The following is a 23,173-nucleotide window of genomic DNA, read 5'->3' on the forward strand; positions in this document are numbered from 1 at the left end:
GGTGGGCGTCAGCCCTTCAGCTCGGCCGCCACCAGCTCCGCGATCTGCACCGCGTTCAGCGCGGCGCCCTTGCGGAGGTTGTCGTTGGAGACGAACAGCGCGATGCCGTGCTCGACCGTCTCGTCGGCGCGGATACGGCCCACGTAGGACGGGTCCTGGCCGGCCGCCTGGAGCGGGGTGGGGACGTCGCTGAGGGCCACGCCGGGGGCGCCGGCCAGCAGCTCCTTGGCGCGCTCCGCGCTGATCGGGCGGGCGAAGCGGGCGTTGACCTGGAGGGAGTGGCCGGAGAAGACCGGGACCCGGACGCAGGTGCCGGAGACCTTCAGACCGGGGATCTCCAGGATCTTGCGGGACTCGTGGCGGAGCTTCTGCTCCTCGTCGGTCTCGTTCAGGCCGTCGTCGACGATGGAACCGGCCAGCGGCAGGACGTTGTACGCGATCGGCGCCACGTACTTGTTCGGGGCGGGGAACTCCGCCGCCGAGCCGTCGTGGGTCAGCTTCGGCGCGTCGTCGCCGACCTTCTTGACCTGCTCGAACAGCTCGTCCACACCGGCCAGGCCGGAGCCGGAGACGGCCTGGTAGGTGGCGACCACGAGCGCTTCGAGGCCGGCCTCGGCGTGCAGCGGCTTCAGCACCGGCATCGCGGCCATCGTGGTGCAGTTCGGGTTGGCGATGATGCCCTTGGGACGGTCGGCGATCGCGTGCGGGTTCACCTCGGAGACGACCAGCGGGACCTCGGGGTCGCGGCGCCACGCGGAGGAGTTGTCGATCACCACGGCGCCCTGCGAGGCGACCTTCTCCGCCAGCGCCTTCGACGTGGAGCCGCCCGCGGAGAACAGCACGATGTCGAGGCCGGAGTAGTCGGCGGTGGCCGCGTCCTCCACCGTCACGCCGTCCAGGACCGAGCCCGCCGAGCGGGCCGAGGCGAACAGCCGCAGCTCGGTGACCGGGAAGTCGCGCTCCTTGAGGATCCTGCGCATGACCGTGCCGACCTGACCGGTGGCTCCGACGATTCCGACCCTCACGGTGACTCCTTCTGGGCGTTCTTGCATGTCTGCGGCCTTTCCATCATGCGGCCGACCCGGGTCCGCCTGTCCAATTCTTTGCGCTTCATACCCCCGGACAAGGACACCCCGACCGGCCGGACGGTTCCGGAACTCCCGTGCGCACCCATGCTGAGCTGCATAAATTCGCCCCACGGGGTGCTCGCGCCGCAAGCTGTGCTGCCCTCGCGCGGCGGTGTGACGTACACCTCGCGGAAAACTTCCGGCGACCCGGCCGAACGTTTCCGGGCGCCGCGGCGTCGTAGAGGAAACGCGGTGAGGGGGTGGCTTGTGCTGCGCAGAAAGGCCCGCCGTGCCCAGGAGGACGATCACACCGATCCCCTGGACGCGGCCCAGGAGCGTCGGGTGCGGGCGGTGCTCGCGCTCGGCGGGGTGCCGCAGACGGACCTGCCGGACGGGGTACAGCAGGTCCGGCTGCGGTTGCTCGAACGGGCCGCGAGCGGACGCGAGGCGCCGCGGGACGTGTCGGCGTGGGCGGCGGTCGTCGCCTCCAACCTCGCCATGGACTGGCACCGGGCCAAGAAGCGCCAGGAACGCCTCGGCGAACGGCTGGCCTCCCTGCGCCAGACGGAGCACCCCTCCGGCGAGGACTCCAGCCTGCTCTCCCTCGCCGTGGCCCGGGGCCTGGACGAGCTGCCCGACGCCCAGCGTCAGGTCCTCGTGCTGCGCTTCTACGGCGATCTCCCGGTGCGCGACATAGCCGCGGAGCTCGGCATCCCCGAGGGCACGGTCAAGAGCAGGCTGCACACGGCGGTACGGGCCCTGCGCGCCCGCCTGCACGAGGACGAGGTGGTGTGACATGACCGCCGAGAACCAGGGCCGCGGCGCCGACGCGCTGATGGCCGCGATCACCGGTGAACCGCTGTCCGACGAGGCCAGGGCGGACGCCGCCTTCATGGCCGAGCACGACTCCGCCGCGGCCGACCTGGCGCTGCTGCGCGAGCAGCTCGGCATCATCGGGCACGCGCTCGCCGAGCCGGCGCCACCGGCGCCCGAGCCGGCTCCCGTACGACGGCCCGTCCGCGCCCGGCGCCGGACCTTCACCGTCGCCCTCGGCTCGCTCGCCGTGGCCGCCGCCGGGTCGGTGCTGGTGGGCATGGGCTGGCTGCTGACCCAGGCCGGATCCGGGGTGAGTTCCGACGCGGGGGCGAGCAGCGCGGACAAGGCCGCCCCCTCGCAGGAGTCCATCGGCACCGAGTTCGGCAGCCCGCTCTACCTCGCCTGCTCGCGACTGGTGGCCGAGGGCCGCGCCACCTCCGTCGAGCGGGTTCCCGGGACGGCGTCGCTGCGCGTCACCCTCGACATGACCCGCTACTACAAGCCGGACAAGGGCGCCCCGGAGCTGGCGTTCACCGTCGACGAGAGCCTCGTGCCGGGTCTCCGCAAGGGCGACCCCGTGCTCATCGGCATCAGGAAGGGCGCCCGCGAGCCCGACTTCTGGGCCGTCGGCGAGGGGGACATCGCCCCCGAGCGGGCCTGGATCACCGCCTCGCTGCCCGAGGCGCGGGAGCTCGGCTGCTGAACGGCAAGGGGCGGGCGCCCCAACGGACGCCCGCCCCCGATGGCCGTACTCCGGACTACGGAGTGACCTTCTCGATCTTCACGTTGCCGATGCCCGCGACGGTGCCGCGCGCGTTCAGCAGCTGGACCTGGCCGAAGAACTCACGGCCCTCCGGAGCGGCCGCCTGCGCGGTGACGCTGCCGGTGAGGGTCGCCGACTGGCCCGTGCCGAGCTTCACCGGCGCGTCGGACACCGTGACGGTGCCGAGCGCGGCGGAGAAGAACACGTCCAGGTAGTCGTACGCCGTCGAGCCGCTCGGGACCGAGTAGCCGACGACCTCGACGCTGTACTTGCCGGCCGCCGGGTTCGCGACCGACACCGACTCCTCCGAGTCACCGTCGGCGGAGCTGCCGACCTCGGTGCCGGCCGCGTCGTAGACGACCAGGTCGAGGTCGGCGGCCGCGTCGGAGACGTTGCCGATGGAGACGTCCAGCGACGTGGCGCCCGCGGGCACGTCGACCGTGGTGGTCTGCGTGACGCCCTCGGTGATGTCCGGGCGCGCCGTCTTCGACGAGCCGAGCGGGCCGCCGGCCGCCTTGCCGTCGAGGGCCGCGTAGTTGTTGGTCACCTTCCAGGAGGCGGCGGCCGGCGTGCCGACCTTGGCCTCGGGCACGGTCACGGTCTCCGGGTCGAAGGCCGCGCCGAGGACGGTGACGTCCAGCTTGTAGGGGTTGTCGAGCAGCGGCGACGTACGGCGCGACTCGACCTCGATCTCCCAGACGCCCGGCTGCGGGTCGGCGTAGGCACGCACGTCCGGCTTGCAGCCGTTGCCGTCGAGGTAGTTGTTGTAGCAGTACGGGGTGCCGGTGTTGTCGGACGGGACGCCGTAGGGGTGGATGGCGATGAACCGGGTCTGGCTCTTGCCCTTCAGCCCGCCGATCGCGACCTCCAGCGACTTCGCGCCCTCGGGGACGGTCACGAAGTACGACTTGGTGCTGTTGCGCTGCACCGAACCGGACGCCGAGTAGCTGTACTTCAGCGGCTGCGAGACCACGACCGTGTTGAGGATCTGCTTGTCGACGCCCTCGGTGCGCGGGTCGTCGACCTCCAGGATCGCGCTCTTGATGCCCGCCGAGCCCGGCTTCGCGGCGACCTTGACGGTGACCGGCTTGTTCAGGCCGAGGCTGATCTCGTCGGAGCCGACGATGCGGAAGGTGTCACCGGCGTTGTTCTCCAGGTTCAGCTCGTGCCGGATCGCCTTGTCCGCGCCGGACGTACGGGTGATCGTCACGTCGTACGTCTTCTTCTGCCCGGCCTTCAGGCCGCCCTCGCGGTCGTAGACGCCCGTGCCGAAGCCCGGCGTCTTCAGGAACTGGTCGATCGCGGTGTCGACCGGGGCCTTCACCGTGTACTCGTGGGCGGTGGCGCCGTCACGGATGGAGTCCCAGGCGTCCTCGATGTCGATGAGGCCGGCACCCTCCTCGTACGCCTGCACACCCTTGATGTGGTCGGCGGTCGAGGTCAGCGCGGTGCGCAGCTTCGCCGGGGTGAGGTCGATGTGCCTGGCCTTGGCGGCGCTCAGCAGCAGCGCGGAGGCGCCCGCCGCCTGCGGGGACGCCATCGAGGTGCCCTGGAGCATCGAGTAGCCGGCCGGCAGGGAGTAGCCCGCCTCGGCGACCGGGCCGCCCGGCAGCCAGGTCTGGGTGGTGTTGATCGAGGCGCCCGGCGCGGACAGAGTCGGGGTGAAGCCGCCGTCCTCACGCGGACCGCGCGAGGAGAACGGCATCATCGCGTACTTCTTCTCCACGGCGGAGCCGTAGTTGGCGGCCCATGTCTCCTTGGAGATGGTCGCGCCGACCGAGATGACCTTGCTCGCGAGGCCGGGGTCGCCGATGGTGTTGGCGCCGGGGCCGGAGTTGCCGGCGGAGATCACCAGCTGCACGCCGTAGGTGTCGATGAGGCGCGTGTACAGCTCCGCGCGGGCGTTGTTGCCGTCGTTCAGCGCCGGGAGACCGCCGATGGACATGTTGACGATGTCGACGCCACGGTTGACGACGAGGTCGATCATGCCCTCGGTGAGCGCGACGTTGGTGCAGCCGCCGGTCCAGGTGCAGGCGCGGGAGGCGACGAGCTTCGCGCCCGGGGCCGCGCCGTTCATCTTCCCGCCGAACAGGCCGTTCGCGGCGGTGATGCCGGCGACGTGGGTGCCGTGCTCGGACTCGATGACGCCGATGTTGACGAAGTCGCGCTTCTGGCCGACCCAGTCCCCGCCCAGCGGGTCCATCGGCACGTCCTTGCGGATCTGCACGACGAACGGCTGCCGCTCGGCGACGTCGGTGGCCGGGTCGTCGGTGCCGAAGTACCCGATCTGGTAGCCGTCCTTGTACGGCTTCATCGGGGTGTCGTCACCGAAGTCGAAGTTGTTGTTGAGGTCGACCCGGACGGTGCCGTTCGCGGCGTCGTACAGGACGCCCCAGGAGTCGGTCTTGTCGCCGTCGCGGTTGGCGTCGCCCGCCGCGTCGCCCCCCGTGGTGTACGACTCCAGGAAGGTGCTCACCTGGTAGGAGCCGGCGGGCGCGGTCCAGGTCTTGCCGCCGTAGGTGAAGCTGGGCCCGGAGACCGAGGTCACCATCGGGCGCCAGGTGCGGTCGTTGTCGACCAGCGGATCGGTGGCGGTGACCCAGTCGACGATCTTCCGCTCACCCGTGGTGGTCTTCTGCAGCGCGGGGTGGGCGAGGTCGATGCCGGAGTCGAGGATGCCGATGGTGATGCCGCGGCCGTCCGCCCTCGGGTTCTTCTTCACGAAGTCGACGGCGCCCGTCTCGAAGGACGGGTTGTACGGGTTCTCGGCCGGGGTCTGCTTGCCGGGTGCCGGATACGTGGTCGCGGAGGCCGTCGACTTCTTCGTGTCGACGGCGGGGTCGTCCAAGGGTATCTCCTCGCGCAGGTCGATGCCGTGCACCGAGGAGAGCTTCGCCGCGGCGGCGATGGCCTTGTCGGCCTTGCCGGTGGGGACGGTGGCCCGGACGTAGCCGAGCTTGTCGTAGGTGCGGCCCACGGAGCCGACCTCGTCCAGCTCCTCGGCGACCTGCTCGGTCTGCCCGGGCGCCGTCGCGATCATCATCGTGACGTTCTTGGCGTCGCCGGCCTTGGCCTCGGCGAGCAGGTCGGCGTCGTCCGAACCGAGCTTGTCATGGGCGGACTTGACGCTCGGGTCCGCCGCGGCGGGCGCGGGGTCCACGGCCATGGCCATGGGTATCGGCCCGGCCGCGGAGAGCGCGGCGACGAGACCGGCTGCCACGGCTATGCGAGCGGCGCGTCTCGGGCCCGGCTTCGGTTCGCGCTGCGGGGTGAGGGTCATCGGCATCCCTTGTTGGTAAAGGAGCAACGGGCGTCCGGAATGTGATCCCGGACGACCGCACAGCCTTATGCAAGGGAAGGATGTTTGGGAAGAGTTGACCCAATCGAAATGAACGGGTGGGGAAAACCCCCGATGCATATCGGACAGGAAGTGCAAAAGGGGTGAGTAGCCCGTAGTGCCGGATATTCACCTGCCGAATCGGCCCCGGCCGACTAACGTCCCCACGTGCGGAAGAAGTTGAGGGTGGCGGCCTACGCCCTATGCGTTCGTGACGGACAGCTCCTCCTCGCGCGTTCCCCCGCGCCCGGCGGCGGCTTCGAATGGGTGCTGCCCGGCGGCGGCATGGAACACGGGGAGGATCCCTACGACACCGTCGTGCGGGAGGTGGAGGAGGAGACCGGCTACCTCGCCGAGCCGACCGCCCTGCTCGGCATCGACTCCTCCCGGCGCGTGCTCCCGGCCCGCTTCGGCCGGGGCGTCGACCACCACGGCGTACGGCTCGTCTACGAGGCCCGGATCACCGGCGGCGAACTGCGCTTCGAGGCCGACGGATCCACCGACATGGCGGCCTGGCACCCGGTGGCCGCGGTGTCGGAGCTGACCTGTGTCTCCATGGTCGGCAAGGGCCTGGCGATGTGGCGCGAGCGGCCCGCGGCGGGACGGATCGGAGCCGTCCGGAAGTAGTCCGATACCCCGGAAGATGAACAGGGAGTGACCGCGTCCCGGCCGTTCGAGGAGCGGCCGTGGACGCGGAAGGTAGTCCAAGATCCACGTACGGTGATCGGCGCTGCGCGTTGCAGTCATGTTCATGCGCAGGTCATTCCCGGTGCCAACCATCCACAGTGAGCGGGATGTTCGCATCCGCGACCGCCCCGCGACCACTGCCGACGCGTTCGCACTCGGGGAGACCGCGCCATGTCGCGCATACGCTCTGTCGCCAGCTCCGCGCTGGGGGTCCACCGCCGTACCCTGCTCGCCGCCACCGGTGCGGTGACCCTCTCCGCGGGCGTCGGCTACGCCCTGCGGCCCACGGACAGTGAGGCCGCCACCACCCACGGCGCCGCGAGCGCGCCGGAGGCGGCAGCGGACAACGCCGCCGCCGAGGCGCCCGTAGGTGCCTCCCGCAGGGTGCCGGTCGCCCTCGCGCCGTACACCCGCGGCACGACCGTCGCGAGTGTCGCCACACCGCAGGGCAGCGGCGGCTACCGCCGGCTCGCCGACGGCCCCGGCTGGAAGCGGGTCGTCCGCGAGAACCTGGCCGCCGCCAAGTCCGGCCGCGAGAGCCGCCGTACGGCGCTCGCCTCCTTCGTGCAGCTCACCGACCTGCACCTGATCGACGCCCAGCACCCGCTGCGCCTGGAGTACCTGCGCTCCACCGACGTGCACGCCTGGCGCCCGCAGGAGGCGCTGACCGTGCCCGGTGCCGTCGCGCTCGTCGAGCGGATCAACGCGCTGCGGGGCGCCCCCGTCACCGGCGCCCCGCTCCACTTCGCCATGACCACCGGCGACAACACGGACAACAACTGCAAGTCCGAGCTGGACTGGTTCCTGACGGTGATGAGCGGCGGCCGCGTCACCCCCAACACGGGCGACCCGCGGCAGTACGAGGGCGTCCAGAACAGCGGCCTGAAGCTGTACTGGCAGGCCGACGACTCCGTGCGCGACGCCGACAAGCAGCTCGGCTTCCCGCACATCGACGGCTACCTCGCCGCCGCGATCCGCGAGATGCGCAGCCCCGGCCTGAACATCCCGTGGTACTCGACCGTCGGCAACCACGACGCGATGCCGCTGGGCACCTACGCCTCGCACAGCGACTCCTACCTCACCGACCTCGCCGTCGGCGGCAAGAAGCTGATGAACGTCTCCGCCGCGGACGCCAAGAAGCTCCAGGACTCCCTCAAGCAGGACAAGGACCCGAGGGGCACCGTCTTCAAGGACTTCCTCAAGGCCCACGCCCGCTCCATGCGCTCGGTCACGCCCGACGAGAACCGCGCCCCGTTCACGCCCAAGGACTACCTCCGCGCCCACCTGAACCCGGCCCACCGCGGCCACGGCCCGGTCGGCCACGGCTACTCGACGGCCAACCTGGACGCGGGCACCCAGTACTACAGCTTCCGCATCGCCGACGACGTCATCGGCATCAGCCTCGACACCACCGACCCGGGCGGCCACTACGAAGGGTCCATCGGGACGGCCCAGTTCAGGTGGCTGGACCGGACGCTGCGGGAGAACAAGGACTCGTACGCGATCATCTTCAGCCATCACACCAGCGGGACGATGGACAACCTGCGCCGCGACCCGGCCCGCCCGGGCGAGCGGCGGGTGGGCGGGGCCGAGCTGCTCCAGCTGCTCGGCAAGCACCGTAACGTGCTGGCCTGGGTGAACGGCCACATCCACAAGAACGTCATCACCCCGCACTCCGGCACCGGCGGCCACGCGTTCTGGGAGATCTCCACCGCCTCCCACGTCGACTTCCCCCAGCTCGCCCGGATCATCGAGGTGGTGGACAACAACGACGGCACGATCTCCCTGTTCACCACGCTGATCGAGTCCTCGGCCCCGCACCGCACCAGCTTCACCGACCTCTCCCAGACGGGCCTGGCCGCCCTCTACCGGGAGCTGTCCCTCAACGCCCCCGGCGCGAGCGCCAAGCTGGGCGGCGACCGCAAGGACCGCAACACCGAGCTGGTCCTCAAGAAGGGCTGAATCGCGCTCAACTGCCCCACCCCGCCTCAACCTTCGCAGGCGAGGCCAGGTCTCCCCCCGCGACCACGCTCGACGTGAGCGTGCGGACAGGGGGAGAGACATGAGCGTACGTACGACCCGCGCGGTTCTCGTGGCGGCGACGGCGGTGGCGCTGTCGGCGGCCCTCGTGGCCCCCGCGCTGGCGGCGGTGCCCGCCGGCTCCGGCCACGAGGCGACCCGGAAGGCCGCAGAGGCCGCGGTCGGGGCGGGCGTCCCCGGCGTGACGGTGACGGCGAGGGACGGTCACGGCACCTGGTCGGCGACGGCGGGCGTCGGCAACCTCGCGACGGGGGCGCCGCGTTCGGCCGACGACCGCTACCGGGTGGGCAGCATCACCAAGACCTTCGTCGCCACCGTGCTGCTCCAGCTGGAGTCCGAGGGCCGGCTGTCGCTGGACGACAGCGTGGACAAGTGGCTGCCGGGCCTGGTGCGCGGCAACGGCCACGACGGCCGTGAGGTCACCCTGCGTCAGCTCCTGAACCACACCAGCGGCATCTTCAACTACACCGCCGACGAGGGCTTCGGCCGCACCTACTTCCTGAAGGACGGCTTCTTCGAGCACCGCTACGACACCAAGAAGCCCGCGGAACTCGTCGCCCTCGCCATGACCCACGCGCCGGACTTCGCGCCGGGCACGTCGTGGAACTACTCCAACACCAACTACGTTCTTGCCGGCATGGTGATCGAGAAGGCGACCGGACGCCCCTACGGCGCCGAGGTCCGCGACCGCATCATCAAGCCCCTGCACCTGACCGGCACCTCCGTGCCGGGCACGCGCGTGAGCGTGCCGGGCCCCAGCAGCCGGGCCTACTCCAAGCTGGCCGAGACGGCGACGGGCCCGACGTACGACGTCACACGGATCAACCCGTCGATCGCCTACTCGGCCGGCGAGATGATCTCCGACTCCACCGACCTCGGCCGCTTCTACGCGGCCCTGCTGCGCGGCAAGCTCCTGCCCCGCAAGCAGCTGGCCGAGATGACCAGGACCGTCGCCGTCGACGAGCGCAACGGCTACGGCCTCGGCCTGATGAAGTCCGAACTGTCCTGCGGGGTCACCGTCTGGGGCCACGGCGGCGGCATCCACGGCTCCGTCTCGGAGGCGGTCACCACCAAGGACGGCCGCCACTCCCTCGCCTTCAACCTCAACGGCGACTGGTCGGGGGACACGGCGGCGGTGATCGAGGCGGAGTTCTGCGGCACGGGCAAGGCGCCCGAGCGCACCGTCTCGCGCGGCCCGGACCTCACCTGACACACGAGGAGGGGCCGCCGGCGCAAGGCCCCGGCGGCCCCTCCTCTCCCCTCCTGATGCTGCCTTCGCGGTCCGTCACTACCTCGGCAGCACCACGACGTACGCGGCCGGATCACGGTCGGCCGCCGCCATCAGGGCCGTACGGACCACCGCGGCCTGCTGCTCCGTGCCGTCCCGGAGCTTCTTCGGGGTGATGTGGACGACCGTGATGCCGAGGCGCTCCAACGTCTCGCGCTTGCGGGCGTACTCCGACCACAGGGCGTCCTCCTCCTGGCGGGGCGCCCGGGTGTCCAGTTCCACCGCCACCGCCTGCTCCGGCCAGTAGGCGTCCAGGCCGCCGAGGTGGGGGCCGCCCGGCAGCCGCAGGTCCACGTTCCAGACCGGGTCGGGCAGGCCGTGCTCGTGGACCATCGCGTACAGCCGGTCCTCGGCGATGGCGCGGCCCTCGGCGAGCAGGGAGTCCACCGCGTCCACCACATGCGGGCGGCCGAGCAGCTTCGCCTGGTTCAACTCCCGCACCACCGACGCCGGTTCGCAGTGCCCGCCGCGCACGGCCTCGGTCAGCAGCCGGCGTACGGCGCTCGCGTCGGTGAGTTCGGCGACGGCGTCGGCCAGGGCGCGCGGGACCGGCGCCACCGGGATGCCGGTGACCTGCCGGGGCGTGGGCAGCGCGGCGGTGCGCAGGATGCGGGTGCAGCCCGCGGAGCGCAGCCGGCGCATCCGGGGGACCAGGACGTCGACGGTGTCCAGGGCGGTGAGCGGCGGCGCGGCGGAGAAGCCGTGCAGGGTCAGCGCCGCGAGGCCCGTGATCATCACCTCGGGGTAGGCGGGGGCGGCGTGCTCCTCGCCCGCGTTCGGCTGGGCCGGCACGCCCGGGGTGCGCTCGCGCGAGGCGTACATCAGCGCCGCGTGCAGCCGCTCCTCGCCGGTGGGCGGGCCGGGGTGGAGCAGCACGACGCCGGGGAGGAGCTGCTGCCAGGGGCCGCCGGGGCGGCACTGCTCGTTCATCTCGGCGGTCCCGACGCCGTGCGACTTCAGCTGGGCGGCCGTCATGACACGGCGGTGGATCTCGGAGAGGTGACGCAGGGGGCGGGGGGACAGCGGGGTGTTGTGGGTCATGACCCGGAGGTTCCCGTGCCTGATCGGCTCGCTAACCGCTGTTACAGGGCCGTCGACAAAAACGGACAACGTGGCACTAAAGGACGGGTGTTCGGATGCCGAGTACGCACCGAAAACCCCTGGTCCAATCGGGTGGGACCAGGGGTTACGGCTGCTATTGCCTGAATTCCGTAACGGTCACGCAGGCCATGACCGTTGGCCAAAGGTCTCAGCCGGTTGACGCCGCCGCGTCACACGCCTGCCCCCGCAGCGCCCGTGCCAGATCGTCCCGCGCCTCCAGCACCAGCCGCCGCAGCGCCGGAGCCGCGTCCTCGTGCGCCGTGAGCCAGGCGTCCGTCGCCTCCAGGGTGGCCGGTGACTGCTGGAGCCCCGGGAACAGACCCCGGACCACATCCATGCCGATCTGGATGGACCGCTCGTCCCACACCCGCTCGATCACCGCGAAGTACTTCTCGGCGTACGGCGCCAGCAGCTCCCGCTGGGACGGCTGGACGAAGCCCGCGATGGTCGCCTCCACCAGCGCGTTGGACAGCGCGTCCGACTCGACGACCTGCGCCCACGCCTGCGCCTTCACCGCCTCCGACGGCCGCGCGGCCAGGCAGCGCACCTGGTGCCGCCTGCCCGACGCCGTGTCGTCGCGGGCCAGCTCCGCCGCCAGCTCCTTCTCGCCGACGACGCCGTACGTGGCCAGCGTGTCCAGCAGCGCCCAGCGCAGCTCCTGGTCCACGGCGAGACCCTCGACCGTCGCCGAACCGTCCAGCAGGCCCGTCAGCAGCCCGAAGCCCGGCTCGTCCGTCACCCGGGCGAAGAACCGCGCCCACGCCAGCTGGTGCTCGCTGCCGTGCTCGGCCGCGTACAGCTGCGCCGAGGCGCCCTCGGCCAGCAGCCGGGTGCCCTCCGCGCGCCACTCCGGCGCCGCGTAGAGCGTCAGCGCCGAGTCCGCCCACGCGTGCAGCATCTGAAGGACGCCGATGTCGGACTCCCGGTGCGCGAACCTCAGCACCAGGTCGATGAACTCCCGTGCCGGCAGCAGCGCGTCCCGTGTCATGTTCCACAGCGCCGACCAGCACAGGGCACGCGCCAGCGGGTCCGTCATCTCGCCGAGCGCGGCCCGCAGCGTCGCGAGCGAGGTGTCGTCGAAGCGGGTCTTGCAGAACGTCAGGTCGTCGTCGTTGACCAGCACCAGCTCCGGCGCCTCGGCGCCCACCAGCTCCGTCACGATCGAGCGCGGCCCGTCCACGTCCGTCTCGGCCCGGGCGTACCGCTCCAGCGCGCCGTCCGCGGTGCGCCGGTACAGACCCACGGCCACCCGGTGCGGGCGCAGCTCCGGGTGCGACTCGGCGGCCTCCTGCACCACCGCCAGCTCGCTCACCCGGCCCTCGCCGTCCAGCAGCACCTGCGGGGTCAGCGAGTTCACGCCCGCCGTCTGCAGCCAGGAACGCGCCCACGCGCCCATGTCCCGGCCGCTGGTCTCCTCCAGCACCGACAGCAGGTCCCCGAGCCGGGTGTTGCCGTACGCGTGCCGCTTGAAGTAGCGCCGCGCGCCCTCCAGGAACGCGTCCTGCCCGACGTACGCCACCAGCTGCTTAAGGACCGAGGCGCCCTTGGCGTACGTGATGCCGTCGAAGTTGAGCTTGGCGTCCTGGAGGTCGCGGATGTCCGCCGTGATCGGGTGCGTGGACGGCAGCTGGTCGGCCCGGTACGCCCAGGCCTTGCGGCGGTTGGCGAAGGTGATCCAGGCGTTCTTGAACCGCGTCGCGCCGACGTTGGCGAAGGTGCCCATGAAGTCCGCGAAGGACTCCTTCAGCCACAGGTCGTCCCACCACACCATCGTGACCAGGTCGCCGAACCACATGTGCGCCATCTCGTGCAGGATGACGTTCGCCCGGCCCTCGTACGACGCCTGCGTCACCTTGCCGCGGAAGACGAACTCCTCCCGGAACGTCACCATCCCCGGGTTCTCCATCGCGCCCAGGTTGTACTCCGGCACGAACGCCTGGTCGTACTTCCCGAAGGGGTACGGGTAGTCGAAGTGCTCGTGGAAGAAGTCCAGGCCCTGCTTGGTGACCAGGAAGATGTCGTCGGCGTCGAAGTACGGCGCGAGACCCTTGCGGCACATCGCGCCCAGCGGGATCCGCAGCGTCGAGCCGTCGGCGAGAGTGCGCTCGTAGGAGTCCGTGACGTAGTGGTACGGGCCCGCCACGACACAGGTGATGTACGTCGAGATCGGCTTCGTCTCCGCGAACCTCCAGGTCCCGTCCGCGAGTTCACCGCTGCCGTTGCTCCACACCGTCCACGCCTGAGGCGCCCGCACCTCGAAGCGGAAGGGCGCCTTGAGGTCGGGCTGCTCGAAGTTGGCGAAGACCCGGCGGGAGTCGGCGGGCTCGTACTGCGTGTAGAGGTAGACCTCGCCGTCCTCGGGGTCGACGAAGCGGTGCAGGCCCTCTCCCGTGCGGGAGTAGGCGCACTGGGCGTCGACGACGAGTTCGTTGTCGGCGGCCAGGTCCTCGAGGACGATCCGCGAGCCGTCGAAGACCTCGCTCGGGCCGAGGTCCTTGCCGTTGAGGGAGACGGCCGTCACGCTCGGCGCGATCAGGTCCGCGAAGCTCGTCGCGCCGGGCTCGTTGCAGCGGAAGCGGATCGTGGTCACCGAGCGGAAGGTGCGCGGCCCGCCGTTCTCGGAGCCCTCGTCGCCGAGCGCGGAACGGACGTCGAGGGACACGTCGTACCCGTCGACGGACAGCAGGGCGGCCCGCTCCCGGGCCTCGTCGCGGGACAGATTCTCACCGGGCACGGGTGGCACTCCCTGGGGTCGTGTTCAGTATGCGGACAGCCCGATCCTGCCATGTGCCCCTGACCCGCGGCACCGGGGAATGGCCGGGCGGGCAGCGGTGTTCCCCCAGAGGTTCAGCTGAGACCTGCTTGCCTCATGAGGAGAGACATGTCGGACAAGACCCCCGTCGACTTCTGGTTCGACCCGCTGTGCCCCTGGGCCTGGATGACCTCACGCTGGGTCCTGGAGGTGGAGAAGGTCCGTGACATCGAGGTCCGCTGGCACGTGATGAGCCTCGCCGTCCTCAACGAGGACAAGCTGGACGACCTTCCCGCGGAGTACCGCGACCTGCTGGAGACCAAGGCGTGGGGCCCGGTCCGGGTCGTCATCGCCGCGCAGGAGGAGCACGGCGCCGAGGTGCTCGGCGACCTCTACACCGCGCTCGGCACCCGCATCCACAACCAGGGCGAGGGCCCCGGCAAGGAGGCGGTCGCCGCCGCCGTGAAGGAGGCCGGCCTGCCCGAGTCCCTCATGGAGCACTGGGACGGCACCCCCTACGAGCCGCAGCTGCGCGCCTCCCACAAGGAGGGCATCGACAAGGTCGGCCAGGAGGTCGGCACGCCGGTCATCGCCGTCCCCGGCGACGACGGCGAGCAGATCGCCTTCTTCGGACCCGTCGTCACCCCCGCCCCCAAGGGCGAGGAAGCCGCCAAGCTCTGGGACGGCACCCTCGCCGTGGCGTCCGTGCCGGGCTTCTACGAGATCAAGCGCACCCGCACCAAGGGCCCGGACTTCAGCAACCTGTAGGGCTCACTCGCCGGCTGCGGCCTCCTCCGCGAGGAACTTCTTCGGGAGACGGCCGTAGCCGGCCTTGTTGAACTGCGGGTAGTACGTCAGACAGCCCGTGCCCGTGCACCGCCACAGGTTGTCCACGAAGAAGCCCGGCCCCTCCTCCTCCCGTACCGCCGCCCTCTCCTCCTTGTCGAGGATCCGGAAGATCTGCATGGTGCCGCAGGTCGGGCAGTCCAGTGTGCGGGTCCTCATCAACCCCTCCTCGCCATCACCGCCAGATCGGGGAAGTCGGTCACCACGGCGTCGACCCCCAGCCCGTAGTACAGCGCGTACTCCGCGAACGCGTCCCCGAAATCGTTCGGTCCGGTTCCCCGCCGCAGGTCCGCCGGCAGGAACTGGTTCTCCGCGCGGAAGGTGTACGGCCCCACCCGCAGCCCCGCCGCGTGCGCGTCCGCGAGCAGGGACGTGCCGGCGAGCGAGGACTTGTCCGGGCCGATCCACCCGGCGTACGCCGAGATCCGCGCCAGCCCCGCCGGGGTCATCATGTCCTTGTACGTCGTCGGATCACCGGACGAGACCAGGTCGTAGGGCCCGCCCGTGGTCCCCAGCGCCTGCCACAGATCCAGCCCCAGCCGCTCGGCCGCGATCCGCTTCAGGCTCGTCGGCTCGAACGACTGCACCACGCACTCGCGCCGCCCCAGCCGGTTGCGCCGGATCAGCCGCGCCAGCTCCGGCTCCAGCGGCAGGCCCAGCGAGCGGAAGTACGTCGGGTGCTTGGTCTCCGGGAACACGGCGACCGTCCGGCCGTACGTCTTCGAGAGCCGGCGCGCCAGGTCGACGACCTCCTGGAAGGTGAGGACCTCCTCACGGCCGTCGAACACGGTGTTGCGGTTGCGGACGAGCGGCAGCCGCTCCACCGCCCGCAGTGTCTTCAGCTCCGCCAGCGTGAAGTCCTCGGTGAACCAGCCCGTCACCGCCCGCCCGTCCACGGTCTTCGTCGTCCGGCGCCCCGCGAACTCCGGGTGCTCCGACACGTCGGTGGTCCCCGAGATCTCGTTCTCGTGCCGGACCACCAGCACATGGTCCTTCGTCGGCACCAGGTCCGGCTCGATCCAGTCGGCGCCGGTCTGCACGGCGTACGTGTACGAGGCCGCCGTGTGCTCGGGACGCCAGCCGGCCGCGCCGCGATGGCCGATGACGAGCGGCCGCCGCCCGGGGCGGGACCCGGGTGCGGCGGTGGCGGTCGCGGGTACGGCGGCGGTCGCCGTGGTGCCGGCGGCCGCGAGCAGCAGGGATCTACGTCTCGGGTGCATGCGACTCCCTTTCGTCGTAGGGCTGTTCAGGCGCGGGCCCGGCCGCGCGCCTCACTCAGGCGGGTCAGGTGTTCCTCGTACTCCCGCGCGTAGTACGCGGCCCGTGCCGCGTCCGGCTCGACGACGGCCGTCGGCCGCGTCCACGCCCCGGCGTCCAGTGCCTCGCCGTACCGCTCGGCCGCCGCGAGCACCGCGCCGCGCGCGCCGACCTCGCCCTCGACGACCCTGAGCGGCCGCCCCAGGACGTCGGCGAGCAGCCGCATCCAGGCCGGGCTGCGCGTCCCGCCGCCGCAGACGGCGAGCGTCCCGCTCAGCCCGGCCGCCTCCAGGCAGTGCCGGGCCGCGTAGCCGATGCCCTCGCAGGTCGCCCGGACCAGGTCGGCACGGGTCGACTCCAGCGAGACACCGGTGAGTTCGGCACGCAGCCGGGGCTCCACGAAGGGCGCGCGCTCACCCGACGGCGCGAAGTACGGCAGCACCCGCACCCCGTGCGCCCCCGGCGGGGTCTCGGCCAGCAGCCCGTCGACCTCCTCGTGCCGCACGCCCGTCGTCGACAGCACCCAGTCCAGCGCCGCCGTACCGACCATCGCGGGCATCGCGCGCAGCCAGTGCCCGGGCCGGTCGGTGCTGATGTACAGGCCGGCCGGCTCACCGGTCAGGTCCAGGTCGGTGGTGGCGACGAGGCTGGCCAGACAGGTGCCGACGATGAGGAGACCGTCGCCGGGCGAGGTCACGCCCGCGCCCAGCGCGCAGGCCGGCAGGTCGTACGGCCCGTTCGCGAGCCGGGTCCCGGCCGCCAGGCCCTCGCCGAGCGCCGGCGCCGTCGCGACCGGATCACTGACCGGCGCGAGCAGGCCACGCCGGTGGGTCAGCCCGAGCAGCTCCACGACCCGGTTGTCGTAACTCCGCGTCCGCGGGTCCAGGAACGGCATCGAGGCGTCCGACACATCGGTGGTCGGCCCCGCCCCCGTCAGCCGGTGGAACACCATGTCCTTGCAGTACAGCGCGGCCGCCGCGGCATCCAGCGCCTTCGGCTCATGGCTCTCCAGCCACGCCAGCAACGGCCCCGGACAGCCGGGGAACATCGCGCTGCCGGTGCGCCGGAACACCGTCTCGAACGTGCCGTCCGCCAGCCACCGGTCGACCAGCTCGTGCGCCCGCCCGTCCATCCAGGACGCCGCCGCCCGCACCGGCCGCCCCTGCGCGTCGACCAGCCACACCCCGTCGCCCTGCCCGGTCAGCCCGGCCAGCTCGACCGGCTCGGGCACCCGGGCCGTCACCTCCTCCAGCACGGCGACGACCGCCCCGTACACCTCCTCCATGTCCTGCTCCACGAACCCGCCGTGCAGGGTGAGCCCCACCGGCCGCGATTCGACGGCGAGTTCACGACCGGTGCTGTCGAACGCGGCAGCCTTCACCATGGACGTACCTACGTCGATCCCGACGTACATAACGGGTCTCCTCTACGGTCCGGTAGCGCCCCCTCAGGGGCGCGGGGAACTGCGCGACCAGCCACAACGACGCCGCAGACGACCGACGACAAAGCGCGGCACTCAGGTCAGCGCATGCGCCAACGGTTCCCCCCGCACCCAGCGCCCGACCTCCGCCGCCGCGATCGCCGCCGCCTTCTCCGCCACCGCCCGCGAAGCGCCCCCCAGGTGCGGGGTCAGCACGACACGGTCGGCCAGGGCGTGCAGCCGCGAGTGCGGGGGCAGCGGCTCCTGTACGTAGGTGTCCAGGGCCGCCGCCGAGAGGTGTCCGTCCTCCAGGGCGGCGCACAGCGCGTCCTCGTCCAGCAGCGGGCCGCGGGCCACGTTCACGACGACCGCGCCCCGCGGCAGCAGGGCCAGCTCCCGGGCGCCGATCAGCCCGCGGGTCTCCGCGGTGAGCCGGGCGTGCAGGGTGACCACCCGGGAGCGGCGCAGGAGTTCGTCGAGGGAGGCGAGACGCAGGCCGTGGATCTCGCCGCGGGCGTAGGGGTCGTAGACCATCACCTGCGCCCCGAACGCGCACAGCGCCCGCGCGACCCGGCTGCCGACGGCGCCGTAGCCGACGAGCCCGACCGGCAGGTCCTCCAGCTCCAGGCCGCTGTGGTCGTAGGTGTAGTACGTCGAGCCGTCCCAGCTGCCCCGCAGCGCCAGCAGATGGTGGGCCTGCGGGATGCGGCGCAGGGCGGCCAGCAGCATGCCGACGGTGAACTCGGCGGTGGCGGCGGCGTTGCGGCCGGGCGCGTAGCAGACCCGCACGTCGTGCCGCTTGGCCGCGTCCAGGTTGACGTTCACCGGGCCGCCCCGGCACACCACGACCAGCCGCAGCTCCGGGCACGCGCCGAGGACGCGTTCCGTCACCGGGCCCATCTGCGTCACCAGCACCTGCGCCCCGGCGAGCGCCTCGATCAGCTCGTCCTCGGCATCACTGGCCTCCACGACCTCGGCCACCGCCCCGAACGGCTCCAAGGGCCACCCGAGCGTCAACTCGCTCACATCACAGGCGAGTTCATGACCGAGCGCGTCCTTGATGAGCGACGGCAGGATGAAGTGGTCGCCGGCGGCCACCACGCGCACGCGGTTCCCGTTGGTCATCGCAGGGAGTCTCCCGTCTCGGCGTCGAAGACATGGGTGAGGTCAGGGTCGGCGGTGACGTGGACGCGGTCGTCGTGGGCGAGGCGGACCTCGGCGTCGGTCAGGACGACGAGGGGGCTTTCGACGCCGTCGAGGGCGAGGGTCGCGATGCCCGACTCCAGCAGGGGCTCGTGGGCGACGACGCGGGCGGCGAGGCCGTCCCCGCCGGTCAGGCTCAGGTCCTCCGGGCGGATCCCGACCACCACCTCGCGGCCCGCCGCCACCGGCACCGGCAGCGCGATCCGTGCCGTGTCGGACAGGCGGGCGTGGCCGTCGTCCGTCGCCACCCCCGGAAGCAGGTTGATCGCCGGTTCGCCGACGAAGTCCGCGACGAAGAGGTTGGCGGGGCTGTCGTAGATCTCGTACGGGGTGCCGAGCTGCTGGATCACGCCGTCCTTCATCACGGCGATCCGGTCGGCGAGGGAGAGGGCCTCCTCCTGGTCGTGGGTGACGAGGATGGTGGTGTGGCCCAGGTCCCGCTGGATGCGCTTCAGTTCACGGCGGGTCGTGTCGCGCTGCGCCGCGTCGAGGTGGGACAGCGGCTCGTCGAGGAGGAGCACGTCGGGTTCGCGGATCAGCGCGCGGGCCAGGGACACGCGCTGCTTCTGGCCGCTGGACAGGCCCGCGGGCCGGGCGTCGAGGATGCCGGTGAGGTCGACGCGCTCGGCGATCTCCTCGACCTTGCGGGCCACGTCCCCCCGGTCGGCCCGCCGGCGGGCCTTGAGGCCGAAGGCCAGGTTCTCCGCCACCGTCAGCGGCGGGTACAGGGCGTAGTTCTCGAACGCCACCCCGATGTTGCGCTGCTGCGCGGGCCGGGAGATCACCGACGAACCGCCGACCAGGACGTCCCCTCCGGTCACCGTCTCCAGCCCGGCGATCATCCGCAGCGTCGTGGACTTCCCGCAGCCCGACGGGCCGAGCAGCCCGAGCAGTTCGCCGGAGCGCAGGGTCAGGTCGATACCGCGTACGGCGTCCACCGGCGGACGCCCCCGCGCCGTGTAGGTCTTGCGCAGATCACGTAGCTCCAGCTCGGTCATCGCTGCCCTTCGTCACGGTCGCCGGCTTCGCGCAGACTTCGTAAGGGACCTTGTTCTCGTCCAGGTCCCGCAGCGCCTCGGCCGACGCACCGTCGTCCACGAGGAGCAGGTCGAAGCGGGACAGGGGGACCACCCGGTGCAGGGCGACCCGGGCGAGCTTGGTGTGGTCGATCAGCAGGACGTTGCGGGCGGCCGCGTCGAGCATCGCCCGCTTCACCGACACGATGTGCTGCTCCTGGTGGTAGGCGTAACCCCCGTGCACGGCCGACGTCGACGCGAAGCAGACGTCCACCCGCAGCTGCCCGATCGCCTCGACGCAGGACACGCCGAGGAAGGAGGAGTGCAGCGGGTCGTAGTCGCCGCCGAGGGCCATGAGGTGGATGCCGCGCTGGTCGGAGAGCATGTTGATCGCCTCCAGGAAGTTGGTGACGACCGTCAGCGGGGTCACCTCCCCGAGCCGCAGCCTGCGGGCTATCTCCAGGGTGGAGGTGGAGTCGTCCAGCATGATCGCCATGCCGGGCTCGACCATCTTCAGCGCCCGCTCGGCGACGGCGGCCTTCTCCGCGCGCATGGTCTTCAGCCGGTACTGCACGTTCGACTCGAAGACCCCGGACGGCTGCGCCGTCACCCCGCCCCGGAACTTCCGTACGATCCCCTGCCGTTCGAGCTCGTCGAGGTCCCGGTGGATGGTCATCAGGCTCACCCCGAACCGCTCGGCCAGCTCGGCGGCGGTCGCGGAACCCTCGGCGAGGACCCGCTCGGCCATCGCGGCCTGACGGGCGGCGGGGCCCTGCTGTGCGTTGTTCATTGCCCGATCCTTCGTCCTGGACGCTCCGGCCGGTCGGCCTCGAACAGCAGCAGGTTCTCAGGCCGGACCGACAGTCGTACCGGATCGTCGGGCCGAAGGGCGGTCGCCTCGCCGCGCGGGGCGACCAGGGACAGATGCTGCTCGCCGAGCCGGACGGTGACCTCCACGGACCGGCCGAGGACCTCCGTGACGTAGACGGTGCCGGTGAGCTCGTGCCCGGGGTCCTCGCCGAGGGTGAGATCGCGGGGCCGGACGCCGATCAGGACGTCGGTGCCGGGGGCCGCCTCGGCCCGGATCGGCAACTCGACCTTGCCGTCGGCGGAACGGAAGCCGCCGTCGGCGGTGACCGCGCCCGGCAGCAGGTTGATCCGGGGCCGCCCGAAGGCCCGCGCGACCTCCGTGTCGTGGGGCCGGTACCAGATCTCCTCCCGGGTTCCCGTCTGCACGATCCGCCCGTTACGGATCACCCCGATCCGGTCGCCCAGCGCCAGCGCCTCGACCGAGTCGTGGGTGACGTAGAGGGTGGTCGTGCGCCGCACCGCCCCGATCGCCTTCAGTTCCGCCCGCATCTGCTGGCGCAGCTTGGCGTCCAGATGGGACAGCGGCTCGTCGAGGAGGAAGGCGCGGGCCGGGCGGACCAGGACGCGGCCGAGGGCGACGCGCTGCCGCTGGCCATTGGAGAGCCGGCCGACGGGGCGGTCCAGCAGGGCCGAGATGCCGAGGAGGTCGGCGACCTCGCCGATCCGCTCCCGGGCCTTTTCCGCGGGGAGGCGGTGGCGTGGGGAGCGGAGCGGCGAGGCCAGGTTGTCGTAGGCCGACCTGTGCGGGTAGAGGGCGTAGCTCTCGAAGCACATCGCGACGCCGCGGTCGTAGGGCTCGACGCCGCGCATGTCCCTGCCGTCGAGCTCGACCGTGCCGGCGTCGGGGGTCTCCAGGCCGGCGACGGTCTTGAGGGTCGTGGTCTTGCCGGCGCCCGAGGGGCCGAGCAGGCAGAAGAACTCGCCCTCGCGCACGTCCAGTTCGAGGCCGTCGAGGGCGGTGACCCTGCCGTACGTCTTGCGTACGTCCCGCAGCCGGATCATGACTTCACCGCCCCGAACGACAGCCCGCGCACCAGATACCGCTGGATCGTCAGCGCGAGCAGCAGCGGCGGTACGACGGAGACGAGCGCGGCGGCGGCCGTGAGGTTGTACTTGGGCCGGTCGCCGCCGAGGAAGGACAGTGCGCCCACGGTCACGGTCTGGGCCTCGTTGGAGGTGAGGATCAGCGGGAAGACGAAGTTGTTCCAGGCGAAGATGAAGGCGAGCAGGGACACGGCCGCCACGCCCGGCTTCACCAGCGGCAGGGCGATCCGGAGGAACGCCTGCTTGCGGGTGTAGCCGTCCAGCAGCGCCGCCTGTTCCAGCTCGGGCGTCAGGTCGGCGAAGTAGGACCGCATGATCCACACGATCAGCGGCAGGGTGACCAGTTGGAGCACCCACACCATGCCGACGTACGTGTCGAACAGGCCGAGCTTCTGGTACAGCACGAACAGCGGGATGATCACGGTGAGTTCGGGGGCGAACCGGAACGACAGCAGCGTGAACATCAGGTTCTCCGAGCCCCTGAACCGCCAGCGCGCCGAGGCGTACGCCGCCGGGAGCCCCACGAGGAGCGAGAGGACCACGGCGCCGACCGACACGACCAGGCTGTTGACGAAGAACCGCAGGAACGGGATGCCCTCGCTGTCACCGAGGACCGTGCGGTAGCCGTCGAGGGTGGGGGAGAAGGAGAAGTAGGTGGAGAAGAGCTGGTTCGTCGGCTTCAGCGACAGGATCACCATCCAGGCGATCGGGAACAGGGCGAAGACGAAGTAGAGGATGAGGGCGGCGTCCGCGAGCCACCCCAACAGGCGTTTGCGCAGGGTCATTTCGCCTCGGCCGCCTTCCGCTGGATCTTCCCCAGGTGCTTCACCAGCACCATCGCGGCGAGATACACCACGGCCCACAGCACGATCGTGTAGCTGATGCCGAACGAGTAACGCTGGAAGCGGATCGCCTCCAGGTAGGCCCGGATCTGCAGCACGACGGTCGAGTCACCGGGTCCGCCCTCGGTGAGGGCGTAGATGATGTCGAACACCTTCAGCGAGTCCATGAACCGGAAGATCACCGCGACCAGGACGTACGGCCACAGCATCGGCAGCGTCAGCCGCCGGAAGGTGTACCACCAGCCCGCCCCGTCGACGGCCGCCGCCTCGAACGGGGAGGTGGGCAGGGAGCGCAGCCCGGCGAGCGCGAGGATCGCGACGAACGGCGTGTACACCCACACGTCCACGGCGATGGACGACAGCAGCGCCCCGGTCGGCGTGTCCGTCCACTGCACCCCGCCCAGCCCGAACGGTCTGAGCAGGTAGTTCACCACGCCGACCGACGGCTGGAGCATCAGCTTCCAGATGATCGCAGCGATCACCGGGGCGATCATCAGCGGCAGGATGAGGATCTTCTCCAGTACCCGCCCGACGATCGTCGAGCGGTGCAGCAGCAGGGCGACGGCGACTCCGAGCACGGTCTCCACGGCGGCCGCCCCCACCGCGTACAGCACCGTCACCCACGCCGAGTTCCAGAACGCCTCCTGGGTGAAGACGGTCTGGTAGTTCTCGAACCGCACCATGTCCGGCTGCGGCTTGCTCGCCGAGAAGTCGAACAGCGTGTAGTAGAGGCCGAGCCCGAAGGGATAGAGGATCCCGCAGGTCAGCAGCAGGGCGGGGACGATCAGGACGTACGGGCGAAGGGCGAGCCGCCATCCCATCGC

19 protein-coding genes are annotated in these 23,173 nt (G+C 71.3%); 6 read left to right on the plus strand and 13 right to left on the minus strand.

The genetic code is table 11. From position 1 onward, the window contains the following. Positions 1-8 precede the first annotated feature (8 nt). Entirely contained in the window at positions 9-1,025 is a 1,017-nt protein-coding gene (locus tag CP983_RS28275; RefSeq protein ID WP_030955963.1) for an aspartate-semialdehyde dehydrogenase, read from the minus strand. A gap of 309 nt (positions 1,026-1,334) precedes the next feature. On the opposite strand from CP983_RS28275, the gene CP983_RS28280 reads away from it, so the two are divergent. Together CP983_RS28280 and CP983_RS28285 are read left to right on the plus strand one after the other, a co-directional pair. Continuing rightward, entirely contained in the window at positions 1,335-1,862 is a 528-nt protein-coding gene (locus CP983_RS28280; protein WP_125528525.1) for an RNA polymerase sigma factor, read from the plus strand. Position 1,863: 1 nt separating this feature from the next. Beyond that, positions 1,864-2,586 carry a hypothetical protein gene (locus CP983_RS28285; RefSeq protein ID WP_107906500.1) on the plus strand — a complete coding sequence of 241 codons (723 nt, stop codon included), beginning with the start codon at positions 1,864-1,866 and terminating at the stop codon, positions 2,584-2,586. Between the two features lie 55 nt (positions 2,587-2,641). Here the strand turns inward: CP983_RS28285 and CP983_RS28290 are convergent, their stop codons facing one another. Then, positions 2,642-5,926 (minus strand): S8 family serine peptidase, encoded by a 3,285-nt coding sequence (locus CP983_RS28290; RefSeq protein ID WP_150506930.1) that lies wholly within the window; start codon positions 5,924-5,926, stop codon positions 2,642-2,644. Between the two features lie 225 nt (positions 5,927-6,151). Between CP983_RS28290 and CP983_RS28295 the strand changes: the two genes are divergently transcribed. From CP983_RS28295 to CP983_RS28305, 3 genes are all read left to right on the plus strand, one after another. Continuing rightward, positions 6,152-6,610, plus strand: coding sequence for an NUDIX hydrolase (locus tag CP983_RS28295; RefSeq protein WP_125528523.1), 459 nt, complete (start codon positions 6,152-6,154; stop codon positions 6,608-6,610). A gap of 231 nt (positions 6,611-6,841) precedes the next feature. Then, a complete protein-coding gene (locus tag CP983_RS28300) occupies positions 6,842-8,632 on the plus strand; it encodes a TIGR03767 family metallophosphoesterase (protein ID WP_150502610.1) in 1,791 nt (596 codons plus the stop codon). Positions 8,633-8,732: 100 nt separating this feature from the next. Further along, a complete protein-coding gene (locus tag CP983_RS28305; RefSeq protein WP_189748663.1) occupies positions 8,733-9,920 on the plus strand; it encodes a serine hydrolase domain-containing protein in 1,188 nt (395 codons plus the stop codon). 78 nt (positions 9,921-9,998) lie between these two features. Here CP983_RS28305 and CP983_RS28310 read toward each other — a convergent pair whose 3' ends face one another. Both CP983_RS28310 and pepN read right to left on the minus strand, forming a co-directional pair. Continuing rightward, on the minus strand, positions 9,999-11,039 hold the full coding sequence (locus CP983_RS28310) for a hypothetical protein (RefSeq protein WP_150502612.1): 1,041 nt from the start codon (positions 11,037-11,039) through the stop codon (positions 9,999-10,001). A gap of 208 nt (positions 11,040-11,247) precedes the next feature. Beyond that, positions 11,248-13,833 (minus strand): aminopeptidase N, encoded by a 2,586-nt coding sequence (gene pepN, locus CP983_RS28315; RefSeq protein ID WP_150502614.1) that lies wholly within the window; start codon positions 13,831-13,833, stop codon positions 11,248-11,250. 147 nt (positions 13,834-13,980) lie between these two features. Between pepN and CP983_RS28320 the strand changes: the two genes are divergently transcribed. Continuing rightward, a complete protein-coding gene (locus tag CP983_RS28320) occupies positions 13,981-14,619 on the plus strand; it encodes a DsbA family protein (protein ID WP_167537772.1) in 639 nt (212 codons plus the stop codon). Positions 14,620-14,622: 3 nt separating this feature from the next. Here CP983_RS28320 and CP983_RS28325 read toward each other — a convergent pair whose 3' ends face one another. The 9 genes from CP983_RS28325 to CP983_RS28365 all read right to left on the minus strand — a co-directional run bounded on the left by CP983_RS28325 (position 14,623) and on the right by CP983_RS28365 (position 23,170). Then, the gene (locus CP983_RS28325) at positions 14,623-14,856 is read right to left on the minus strand and encodes a hypothetical protein (RefSeq protein ID WP_107906507.1); all 234 of its coding nucleotides are present in this window, start codon (positions 14,854-14,856) and stop codon (positions 14,623-14,625) included. Then, entirely contained in the window at positions 14,856-15,917 is a 1,062-nt protein-coding gene (locus CP983_RS28330; protein WP_150502618.1) for a glycerophosphodiester phosphodiesterase family protein, read from the minus strand. The genes CP983_RS28325 and CP983_RS28330 overlap by 1 nt, the downstream gene beginning before the upstream one ends. 26 nt (positions 15,918-15,943) lie before the next feature. After that, positions 15,944-17,368: an FGGY-family carbohydrate kinase gene (locus CP983_RS28335; RefSeq protein ID WP_150502620.1), complete on the minus strand. Its 1,425-nt coding sequence runs from the start codon at positions 17,366-17,368 to the stop codon at positions 15,944-15,946. A 102-nt stretch (positions 17,369-17,470) separates the two neighbouring features. Beyond that, the gene (locus CP983_RS28340) at positions 17,471-18,499 is read right to left on the minus strand and encodes a 2-hydroxyacid dehydrogenase (RefSeq protein ID WP_150502622.1); all 1,029 of its coding nucleotides are present in this window, start codon (positions 18,497-18,499) and stop codon (positions 17,471-17,473) included. Further along, entirely contained in the window at positions 18,496-19,575 is a 1,080-nt protein-coding gene (locus CP983_RS28345; RefSeq protein ID WP_150502624.1) for an ABC transporter ATP-binding protein, read from the minus strand. The genes CP983_RS28340 and CP983_RS28345 overlap by 4 nt, the downstream gene beginning before the upstream one ends. Beyond that, positions 19,553-20,383 carry a DeoR/GlpR family DNA-binding transcription regulator gene (locus CP983_RS28350; RefSeq protein ID WP_125525978.1) on the minus strand — a complete coding sequence of 277 codons (831 nt, stop codon included), beginning with the start codon at positions 20,381-20,383 and terminating at the stop codon, positions 19,553-19,555. Before CP983_RS28350 ends, CP983_RS28345 begins: the two co-directional genes overlap by 23 nt. Continuing rightward, a complete protein-coding gene (locus CP983_RS28355; protein ID WP_150502626.1) occupies positions 20,380-21,465 on the minus strand; it encodes an ABC transporter ATP-binding protein in 1,086 nt (361 codons plus the stop codon). The genes CP983_RS28350 and CP983_RS28355 overlap by 4 nt, the downstream gene beginning before the upstream one ends. After that, the gene (locus tag CP983_RS28360) at positions 21,462-22,292 is read right to left on the minus strand and encodes a carbohydrate ABC transporter permease (RefSeq protein WP_150502628.1); all 831 of its coding nucleotides are present in this window, start codon (positions 22,290-22,292) and stop codon (positions 21,462-21,464) included. Before CP983_RS28360 ends, CP983_RS28355 begins: the two co-directional genes overlap by 4 nt. Further along, a complete protein-coding gene (locus CP983_RS28365; RefSeq protein ID WP_030952143.1) occupies positions 22,289-23,170 on the minus strand; it encodes a carbohydrate ABC transporter permease in 882 nt (293 codons plus the stop codon). Before CP983_RS28365 ends, CP983_RS28360 begins: the two co-directional genes overlap by 4 nt. Between the last annotated feature and the right edge of the window lie 3 nt (positions 23,171-23,173).

Source organism: Streptomyces chartreusis (assembly GCF_008704715.1).
In the GTDB taxonomy this organism is placed as follows: Bacteria; Actinomycetota; Actinomycetes; order Streptomycetales; family Streptomycetaceae; genus Streptomyces; species Streptomyces chartreusis.